This window comes from Pelagimonas varians (genome assembly GCF_003208435.1).
GTDB lineage: Bacteria > Pseudomonadota > Alphaproteobacteria > Rhodobacterales > Rhodobacteraceae > Pelagimonas > Pelagimonas varians.
Window position 1 is genome coordinate 228,500 of record NZ_QKMF01000007.1, and the last position, 10,393, is coordinate 238,892.

8 protein-coding genes are annotated in these 10,393 nt (G+C 56.1%); 4 read left to right on the plus strand and 4 right to left on the minus strand.

Features of this window, described 5'->3' with window-relative positions; translation table 11 throughout:
• Positions 1–44: 44 nt before the first annotated feature.
• Complete coding sequence (locus C8N36_RS11960) at positions 45–734, minus strand: SIMPL domain-containing protein (RefSeq protein ID WP_097804480.1); 690 nt, start codon at positions 732–734, stop codon at positions 45–47.
• Positions 735–898: 164 nt separating this feature from the next.
• On the opposite strand from C8N36_RS11960, the gene C8N36_RS11965 reads away from it, so the two are divergent.
• Positions 899–3,904 (plus strand): hypothetical protein, encoded by a 3,006-nt coding sequence (locus C8N36_RS11965; protein WP_097804479.1) that lies wholly within the window; start codon positions 899–901, stop codon positions 3,902–3,904.
• 57 nt (positions 3,905–3,961) lie between these two features.
• Here C8N36_RS11965 and hppD read toward each other — a convergent pair whose 3' ends face one another.
• The gene (gene hppD / locus C8N36_RS11970; protein WP_097804478.1) at positions 3,962–5,059 is read right to left on the minus strand and encodes a 4-hydroxyphenylpyruvate dioxygenase; all 1,098 of its coding nucleotides are present in this window, start codon (positions 5,057–5,059) and stop codon (positions 3,962–3,964) included.
• Between the two features lie 133 nt (positions 5,060–5,192).
• Here hppD and C8N36_RS11975 point away from each other — a divergent pair, with 133 nt between their 5' ends.
• Positions 5,193–5,654: an Lrp/AsnC family transcriptional regulator gene (locus C8N36_RS11975; RefSeq protein ID WP_097804477.1), complete on the plus strand. Its 462-nt coding sequence runs from the start codon at positions 5,193–5,195 to the stop codon at positions 5,652–5,654.
• A gap of 54 nt (positions 5,655–5,708) precedes the next feature.
• Here the strand turns inward: C8N36_RS11975 and C8N36_RS11980 are convergent, their stop codons facing one another.
• Entirely contained in the window at positions 5,709–8,174 is a 2,466-nt protein-coding gene (locus tag C8N36_RS11980) for an ATP-dependent helicase (protein ID WP_097804476.1), read from the minus strand.
• Positions 8,175–8,252: 78 nt separating this feature from the next.
• On the minus strand, positions 8,253–8,714 hold the full coding sequence (locus C8N36_RS11985; RefSeq protein WP_097804475.1) for a hypothetical protein: 462 nt from the start codon (positions 8,712–8,714) through the stop codon (positions 8,253–8,255).
• Between the two features lie 122 nt (positions 8,715–8,836).
• Between C8N36_RS11985 and C8N36_RS11990 the strand changes: the two genes are divergently transcribed.
• On the plus strand, positions 8,837–9,988 hold the full coding sequence (locus C8N36_RS11990; RefSeq protein ID WP_097804679.1) for an alpha-hydroxy acid oxidase: 1,152 nt from the start codon (positions 8,837–8,839) through the stop codon (positions 9,986–9,988).
• 310 nt (positions 9,989–10,298) lie between these two features.
• Positions 10,299–10,393, plus strand: a 95-nt coding sequence (locus C8N36_RS24870; RefSeq protein WP_146227677.1) for a biotin carboxylase N-terminal domain-containing protein, incomplete at its 3' end; no start/stop codon positions are given.

Below are 10,393 nucleotides of genomic sequence, written 5' to 3' on the forward strand. Positions count from 1 at the left end.
AAAGGCGGGGGCGATTCCCGCCTTTTGCATTTTTCCCGTGTTGTTCAATCGTCGATTTCGAAAACCATGGTGACGTTGGCAGAAGCCTCGATTTCACCCGCAGCAACCGGCACATCAGACGCCATTTCGGCCATCATCGGGGCCGCACGCCCAAGCGACGGGCGCACAATTGGATCGGCTGTGTCGCGGATCGACATCACATCGCCCAACTCAACACCTGCAGCTTCGGCATAAAGTGCCGCCTTTGTCATCGCGTCTTTGACGGCCCGGCGGCGGGCTTCGTCTTCTAGCGTTTGGGTATCTTGAATGCCCCATGTCAGGCCGGACAGATTATTGGCACCGTCAGACAAGACTGCCCCCAAAACGGCGCTGAGAGAAGACAGATCACGCACCCGAATGGTCAGCATGTTGCTGGCCTCGAAGCCTTGGAAAATCTCTTGATCCTTTTCCCGGTCCCATCTGGCCTTGCGGTTCAACTGTAGTGATGACGTTTGGATATCACGGTCTTCGATACCGCTGGACTGCAACCGCGCGATCACGGCTTCAAGCGCCGCTGACGTGGCATTCATCGCGGTCAAAGCATCCTGTCCGGTGCCCGTGGCCCCCAGGGACAAGGTTGCCATATCCGGGGCCGCTACAACTTTGGCCTCACCGGAAACAGTGATTGTGGACAGGGTATCGGCCAGCGCCGGATTGGCGGCAAACAGAGCAAGAGCAAGGGCAAGGGCGCGCATTGGCAACCTCCTTCAATGGAACACTCGTCTTATGTTGCGCTGGAAGCTGCCGGTAACAACCCCCGAGCACACAAGATTCTTTGCCTCGGCAAACTGTTGCTATATAATATGATCGCATCCAATAAGACTCCCATCACCTAGATAACGCTGGTAATGACCGCTCCATGGTAACGAATTTTGCACTCTCTCTTTCGTTCGACGGCATCGCTTTGCTGCGCCGTACGGGCGACGTTTGGGCCCAAATCCAAGAGGTTCCGCTAGACAGCGGTGACCTTGATGCGGCTATTTTGGGTCTTAGAAACCGCGCCGAAGGGCTTGATCCTTCTGGTGCTCAGGTGACGTTGATCATCCCCAACGAACAGATCCGCTATTTGGAAATTCCTGATCCGGGCGGCAATCCGGCAGCTCAGGATTTGGCGGTGCGCGCGGCTTTGGACGGGGCAACGCCGTATCAGGTTGCGGACTTGGTCTATGACTTTGTCTGCTCCAAAGGCAGCATTCTGATTGCGGCTGTCGCCAAGGAAACGTTGGCCGAGGCGGAGGGATTTGCCCAGCAAAACGGTTTTGAGCCTGTGGACCACGCAGCGCAAGCACCAAGCGGCCAATTTGACGGTGCGGTCTTTTTCGGGGCCGCAAGCACGTGGGCCGGGCCGGTGCCTGCACGTCTGGCACAGGCCGTTGTCATTGTTCCCGCCGATGCTGCAGCGTTGGAGCCTTTGATCGTTATATCCGAGGCCGAACCGGAGCCCGAGCTAGAACCCGATCCGGAACCGGAAATCGAAGTCGAGGCCGAACCGGACATTGTGGTGCCAGAGCCACCTGCTGAAACAGATGACGGCGATACAGCGCCCGAACCTGACAGTGCCCCCGCCGATGCAGTCGTCGAACAACCGGCAAAAGATCTGAACACCGGCGGCCCGCAGGCCGAACTGGACCTACCCCCCCCCGCCACAGCGCCTCTGGCTGAAACAAAGCCGATCGTTGAGCCAGATGAAGCGCAAGAGGCAAAGCCGCCGGTACCGGCATCTGAAGAACCGGCACCTGCAAATGACGCCACCGGCGCTGACGCATCTGTAGCTGCAACCTCTAAAAAAGGGGACGGCGCTGACCAAGGCGACAAAGTCAATACCGCAGACAAGGATCAAGCTGCGTCCGATGATGCCGCGCCGCCTGTGGCTTTCTCGACCATACGGGCTTCGCGTGAGGGGCAAGATGTTTCAGCCTCGCCCAAGGGCAGTACAAAAGCGCCCAAAACAAATGCGGCCACGCAAATTAAACCGCGCTTCACGCCTGTTGCAACACCCGAGGCGCGTGTCAAAGAGGCCGGTGTTACTGTCCCCAGCGTGGACCAAGGCGCGGCTGCCCAAGCTAAAGCCAAACCAAAGGCCGAACCGGCAGCCCCCAAGGTTGCGCGCCCAAAAGCGGCAGGACCGGTGCCTTCTGTCAAACCTGCAACGCCCCCTTTGCCAACAACCGGAGCAGATCCAGCCCCTGCCGCTCCGGTTGCCGAATCCGCATTGGCCCGACTTGCCGCCCTACGGGCGCGAACAGAACCGGTGTCCGGCGATGGTCCTCCTGCCGGAGCACCCGCACTCAAGGCTGAAAAAGGCAATCGCGCGGTGCAGGTGCCAGTTCCGCCAAGCGTCACCCCGCCTGCGCATCCGGCCGAACAGGTAGCTGATGCGCGCACGCCGGATCTGCCGTCCAAGCCCCCCCCCGCCGATACAGCAAAACCTGAAAGCAAGTCTCCCCTCAGCCGTCTTGCGGCCCTTCGCTCTAAACCCGACGCTGATCCGACGGCCACAAATGAAGCGGTCGCCGCTGCAGCTGCGGCCTCTTTGACGGCCCAGTCAGAGCGGGATCGGATGACGGTCTTCGGGGCGCGAAACCAACCCAAAATCGGCGGCAAGCCTCGGTTCTTGGGTTTGCTTTTGACCGCTGGATTACTGCTGTTCATGGCCGGAGTTGCAGCTTGGGCCTCAGTGTTTCTGGATGATGGTCTTGCCGGATTGTTTCGTAGTGAGCCAAAAGAAGTTGCCATAGCCTCGGCCCCCCAGATTGTTCCGCAAGCTGTAGCCGAAAACCCAGTGCGCCCGGCCTTGGCCACAGACGAGCCAGCCGCAGAAGTGCAACTGGCCGCTTTGGACACGGGTCTTACAACCGCGCCGGACAATGACGCCATCGCAGAGGCGCCCAAACCGCGATCCATTCCACGAGAGCCGCGGATGCTGTCCCCTGAAGAAGCAGCAGCCACCTATGCAGCCACAGGTATTTGGCAACGAGCCCCGGTCGCCCCGCTTGGAATTGAGACGGATGGTGTCGACGACGTCTACGTCGCGTCCATTGATCCAAAAGTTCAGGAATCAGACGCAGTCGCCTTGCCTGACCCGAACCGCTTTGAACAAGACCCGTCCGTCGAAGCCCCCGGATTGCCGCCTGCTGCGGGTCAGGTATTTGACATGGATGCGCGCGGATTGGTTCGGGCGACACCAGAAGGTGCGATGAGTCCGGACGGAATTCGCGTTTACGCGGGTCTGCCGCCGGCCGTGCCACCTGAACGCACTGCCGCGTCCCCGACCGAACAAGCCCCGGCGCCAGAGATCAACGATGCCCTGCGGACGTTTCGCCCAAAACTACGCCCTGACAATTTAATCGAGGAACGCGAACGCGCCACGCTGAGTGGACGCTCACGCGCTGAACTGGCGACTCTGCGTCCCCTAATGCGCCCGAAAACTGCTCAAGAAGTCGCCGTCGACAAAGAGCCGGAGGCCATTGCCACAGCACAGGCTGTTGGCAAGTCTTTGACGCCCGTTGGACGCCCGCGCAACATGGTGGCTATCGTCAAACGGGCTGAACCCGCCGCCCCGGCGCAGGCAGTTCGAACCGCAGCCATTGCGCCACGAACAGTCACCCCCGCAGCACCATCATCGCGCGGAGTGGCGCAATCCGCGACAGTTCGAAATGCCATCAATCTCAATAAAATAAGCTTGATTGGCGTCTATGGCACCCCGGCGCAACGCCGCGCTTTGGTTCGCCTGCCCAACGGGAAATATAAAAAAGTCAAAGTTGGCGACCAGCTTGACGGTGGCCGTGTCGCTGCGATCGGCGACGCAGAATTGCGCTATACAAAGAGTGGGCGCAATGTCTCACTCAAAATGCCCCGCAGCTAAAAGCAAACAACACCGCCCCAGTCTGGAACGGTGCTGCTTTTTTGAAAATCTTGCGCTTTATTCCGCGGCGCTCAACTCTCCGCTTTCGATCTGCTCACGCTCAATGGATTCGAACAGCGCTTTGAAGTTGCCCTCACCAAAACCGTCATCCCCTTTGCGCTGAATGAACTCGAAAAAGATCGGTCCAATCACTGTCTTCGAGAAAATTTGCAACAGGATTTTTGTCTCGCCCCCATCATCAACCCCTTCTCCGTCGATCAAGATGCCATGTTTCATCATCTTGGCCTTAGGTTCGTCATGGCCAACCACACGGTCATAGGACAGATCATAATAAGCTTCATTCGGACCCGGCATAAACTTGATGCCATTGCCGGAAATGACATCCGTTGACTGATAGATGTCCTTTGACCCAACAGCGATGTGTTGAATGCCCTCGCCGTTGTATTTCTTGAGATAGGCCACGATTTGCCCTGTCTCGCCGCGATCCTCGTTGATTGGAATGCGGATACGGCCACAAGGTGAGGTCAAAGCACGAGACCGCAAACCTGTGAATTTTCCCTCGATGTCAAAGAAACGGATTTCTTTGAAATTGAACAGGTTGCCATAGAACGCAAACCATTTGTCCATGTTACCCTTGAACACATTGTGGGTCAGGTGATCGAGATAGTAGAACCCTACTCCGCGCGGCTTGGATTCAGCGATCCATTCGAATTCCTGATTGTAGGGCGAGGTGTCATAGTACTGATCGGTGAAATAGAGCAAGCTGCCACCGATGCCTTTGATCGCTGGCCAATCCACAGTTTTGTCATTGCTTTCATAGGGTTCCGCGCCCTGTGCTACCGCATGATCAAACGCTTTTTGCGCATCGGCAACCCGCCACGCCATAGACGGGGCACAGGGACCATGCTCCTCTACAAAACGAGCGGCAAAGCTGCCCTGTTCGGCGTTGATCACATAGGTGATATCGCCCTGCTGCCATAGCTCGACCGCCATGGTTTTATGGGTTGCGACATGCTCATATCCCATTGAAGCAAACAAATCGCGCAGCTCTTGCGGGTTGGGATGAGCGAACTCAACGAATTCAAACCCGTCGGTTCCGGCAGGGTTGTCTTGGCTTATCGTGGATTGCGGTGCGTCATGCGGGAACGGGCCCATGGCGTTTCCTCCTGTAAAAGTTCTACAGGCAATGTAGCTTTTCGGCAGCGCGAGATTTGCGCATTGTGATTTCATATTCCAAATAATATGCGCCAATCTTGCGGAATCGAAGAACTTTGCGCTAAATACTCGCATGAACCTTGAATCCACTGATATCACTCTTTTGTCGTTGCTGCAAAAAAACGGCCAAGCCACAGCTCAAGAACTGGGCGAAGCGCTCAACTTGTCGCCCAGCCAAGCGAACCGTCGACGCCAGCGTTTGGAAGAAAACAAAATCATTTTGGGGTATCGCGCCCGTCTTGATCCCGCACAATTGGGCCTGAGTGTTCAGGCATTTGTACAGGTCCAACTGGCCAGCCATGGACCAGAACAAAGCACCAATTTTTCGCGCCTCATGCGCACGAGGGCTGAAATCACATCGGTTTGGACAATGACCGGAGAGGCGGACTATCTATTGCGCGTTTGGTGCCCCGATCTTGCCGCCCTCAATCGCCTGATCCATGACGTTCTATTGGCGCATCCCGTTGTCGCACGGGTGCACAGCCAGATCGTCATGGACCAACCCAAAGAAGATGCGCCCCTGCCCGTTTTCTAGTGCATTGCTTTGTAAAGTTCAGTGACCGATTTTTCGTCGAAAAATCGCGCCCGCCTAAAACGGAACATCATCCGCAGCGTCAGCAGACACGATAAATCGCGACACCACCTTTTTAATGCCTGCTTTCTCAAACTCGATCTCAACCTTGTCGCCTTCAACACCAACAACAGCGCCATAGCCAAATTTTTGGTGAAACACACGTTCCCCGATCATAAACGCCGCCACGGCTTGCATGTCGATCACCGTGTTCCGCGTTTCCTTGGGTTGGCTAACCGGCCGTTCTGCACTGCGTGCTTGCAAGCGTTTCCATCCCGGCGAATTATAGACATTCGCCTCTGCCGCGCGGGTTTCGATACCCGAAGACATGCCCGACGGAGCCGCCGCGCCATAACCGCCGCCGTATAGGCCCGGAGGTGTCAGGATCTCGACATGCTCTTCTGGCAGCTCATCAACAAAGCGGGAGGGAAGCTGGCTCTGCCACTGCCCGAAAACCCTTCGATTGCCTGCAAAAGAAATTGTACACAATTCTTCTGCTCGGGTGATGCCAACATAGGCCAACCGCCGCTCTTCCTCGAGCCCTTTCACACCGCTTTCGTCCATGGAACGCTGAGACGGAAACAAACCATCTTCCCATCCTGGCAAAAAGACGGCTGGGAATTCAAGGCCCTTGGCCCCGTGCAAAGTCATGATACTGACCTTGGCCCCGCCATCGTCTTGTTCGTTGTCCATAACCAACGACACATGTTCCAAAAACCCTTGCAGGTTCTCAAAATTCTCCAGCGCTTTGACCAGTTCTTTGAGGTTTTCAAGCCGCCCCGGTGCCTCTGGTGTTTTGTCATTCTGCCACATGGCTGTATAGCCACTTTCATCCAGAATGAATTCCGCCAGTTCCAGATTGCTGACCTCGGATTGTCGCTGCAAAGGTTGGGCCAAATCATCGACAACACCATCCGTTTCGACAGCAACAGTCGCGCGGGTCATCCGCCCCCAACGGGCGATATTGACGACCAATTCACCCAGCGCTTTGGCCCCTTTGCCCTTGATCAGCCCCTGCTCAACCGCCAATGACGCGCCATCCAGTAAAGACACACCGTTTTCACGTGCAACGCGCTGCATTGTCTGCTGCGCCTTATCCCCAAGCCCGCGCTTGGGCGTGTTCACGATCCGCTCAAACGCCAGATCATCATCTGGGGAGGTCACGATACGGAAATAGGCCATGGCATCGCGGATCTCCATCCGCTCGTAAAACCGTGGACCGCCGATGACGCGATATGGCAAACCAATCGTCAAAAACCGATCCTCAAAGGCCCGCATCTGATGCGAAGCCCGCACCAAAATCGCCATTTGATCCGGCGAGATAGCGCGTAGTCCGCGCGTGCCCCTCTGTAGAGATTCGATTTCATCCCCGATCCAGCGCGCTTCTTCTTCACCATCCCAGTGACCAATCAACCGGACCTTTTCGCCCTGCTCTTCCGCGGTCCAAAGCTCTTTGCCCAAACGATTGGAATTGCCCCGAATCACACCAGAGGCCGCAGCCAGAATATGCGGGGTCGAGCGATAGTTTTGCTCTAGCCGGACGACATGAGCGCCCTCGAAATCCTTTTCAAAGCGCAAGATGTTGCCCACCTCAGCGCCGCGCCACCCATAGATCGATTGATCATCGTCCCCCACACAACAGATGTTCCGGTGACCTTGCGCCAGCAAACGCAACCACAAATACTGGGCCACGTTGGTATCTTGGTATTCGTCTACCATGATATAGCGGAACCAGTTTTGATATTTCCGCAAGATATCAGGATGTTGCTGGAAAATCGTCACGACATGTAGCAATAGGTCGCCGAAATCGACCGCGTTCAATTCCAACAAGCGGCGCTGGTATTGGTCGTAGAGTTCAGGGCCACGGTAGTTGTATGCCCCCGCATCCGCTGACGGAATACGATCAGGTGTCAGCGCACGGTTTTTCCAACCATCAATGATCGACGCCAGCTGCCGCGCAGGCCAGCGTTTGTCATCAATCCCTTCGGCGCGGATCAATTGTTTGAGCAAGCGCAGTTGGTCGTCGGTGTCCAAAATCGTAAAGTTGGATTTCAGATGCAGATTGGGACGGCCTTCGACCACCCCGTCTTGGTCTTCAGCCGAAATCAGTTCTGCGTGACGCCGTAGCAATTTCACACAAATTGAATGGAAGGTACCAAGCCATGGCATCCCCTCAACCGTTTCGCCCAACATGCGTCCAACCCGGTTTTTCATCTCGCGGGCGGCCTTGTTGGTGAAGGTCACCGCCAAAATTTCGTTCGGACGGGCGCGGCCAGTGTTCATGAGATGAACAATTCGGGCGGTCAAGGCTTTGGTCTTGCCTGTTCCGGCCCCGGCCAGCATCAGCACCGGCCCGTCCAAAGTTTCAACAGCCTGGCGTTGCGCTGGGTTCAGCTCATCCAGATAGGGGGCCGGACGCGCCATCATAGCACGGGCGGACAGCGACGCGCCTTCAAAGGCGTCCATCTCATCAAAACTGCTCATGACAGTGAGTTTACAGAACACAGACCCGGATGGGAAGCGGTGTTCGCACTATGTTCGCTGTGATTTTATGCGCCAAACCTATGCGGCCCGAACCTCGGCCCGTGCAGAGTGAAAGACCGGAGCCGACATCGGATGAACCTGCCGCTGAGTAAGCGTGCGCTTTGAGTGTGCTGTCTCAGTCTTCTCTGCGAGAGAAGCAAGTGCCAGTTTGGCCACAAGGCGCGGGTCAACGTCCTCTCCCAAAATACAGTGAACTGACGGATACGCCTGTGTCAGAATGTCGGCCTCTCGCGCAACATCCGAGGAAATCACCAGCGTGATCAACCCTGTGTTACGCACTTCGGCGGCACGGACCAATTGAATTTGAGGGCTGCTCCGCAGGCTTTGATCGAAAACCAGAACGTCAATCTCCGATCGCCGCACATAGGCTTGGGCAACTTGCAAACTGCTGGTCCCCATGACCTGCAATCCAGCATCCAAAAAGCCAATCATGCTGTCATCCAACCGATCAGCCTGTGTATCTACGATCAAACATTTCATGGCCGGTTTCCTCAGATTCGTGATGCCTCTCCAGTTTTGACAAAATCATTTAAAATTGGATGAATTCCACCTTCATCATCGTCGGCACTGGACAGCCCCGCCTTTCTGACCACAAATACCGCATGGATTTGGACCTCTCATACCCCGCTATCTCGGACCTTCGGTTGCGCGCACGCCGCCGGGTTCCACATTTTGCCTTTGAATACCTTGATAGCAGCACCGGAGAGGAGCTTCAGGCCAAGCGCAATCGCGATGCGCTAGACGCCGTGATGTTCATGCCCGACATATTGAAGGGGCCAATTGATCCGCAGTTCGAGACAGAATTTATGGGCCAAACCTATAGCCGTCCTTTCGGAATTGCACCGGTGGGAATGGCCGGTGTGATGTGGCCCGGTGCCGAACGATATCTGGCCGGCTTTGCCGCCAAGGCCCGCATTCCTTATGGCCTGTCCACCGTCGCGACCCGCCTGCCCGAGGAAATCGGGCCAATTGCGGGCGACATGGGCTGGTTTCAACTCTATTGCCCGTCAGATCCCGACATTCGCCGGGACATGTTGCGCCGCGCCCGTGACGCCGGATTTACCAAACTCATCCTAACTGTAGACGTTCCCGATGACAGCCGCCGCGAACGCCAGCGCCGCGCCAAGCTGACACTACCCCCCAAAATCACGCCGCGTGTGATCTGGGAAGTCATGACGCATCCACGTTGGGCGCTTGGAACGTTGCAAACCGGATCACCCAGATTGCGACTGCCCGAAAGCTATGTCGATACGTCCCAAGCCCGATCCTCTCTTGCGCATGCAGGCCACATTATTCGCGGAGCGCCGGATTGGGATACTTTGGCGATGCTGCGGGATGAATGGCAGGGAGATTTCATTGTCAAAGGTGTGATGTGTCCCGTCGCCGCCAAGCGCCTGACCACAACCGGCGTCGACGCGATCTGGGTCTCAAATCACACCGCCCGCCAATTTGAGCCCGGCCCCGCCTCTATTGATGCACTGCCCGCGATCCGGTCTGCAGTCGGTCCGGATTTTCCGCTGATCTTCGACAGCGGCATTGCCTCTGGAATGGACGTGTTGCGAGCGCTGGCTTTGGGGGCAAATTTTGTCATGCTTGGACGTGCGTGGCATTACGCCGTCGGGGCACTTGGCGCACGCGGCCCTGACCACCTGATGCACATCTTGTCAGATGATATGAAATTGAACATGGGGCAGATCGGAACACAGCGATTTGAGCAGCTTTCGGCCCGACTTTTGCGGAAGGCTCAAGGTTAAGTCAGCAATACTGACCCATCATGCCTTTGTTGCGAATCCAACGAAAACCGGACGAATCCTTTAGCATCAATGGCTTTACAATGACTGCAAAGTTTCGGGAAACCTTTAGCTAATTTTGCAAACTTGTCATTTTGGTAAGCATTGCTGACATAAAAATAGCGATTTTTTGTGCTCAATTCGGTTTTCTTGATTGCCAATCAGAATGTACCTGCCGATAAATCCGCCAAATTGCGGCAAGCTCAGGCATTTGTGCAATCAGGCACAGCTACGGCTCACCCGTCCGACAACACGTTCCCAAGGAGCAACTCAAATGACGACGTTCAGCAAGATATTGATAGCGAACCGAGGAGAGATCGCGATACGTGTGATGCGTGCAGCGAATGAGATGGGGAAGCGGACGGTCGC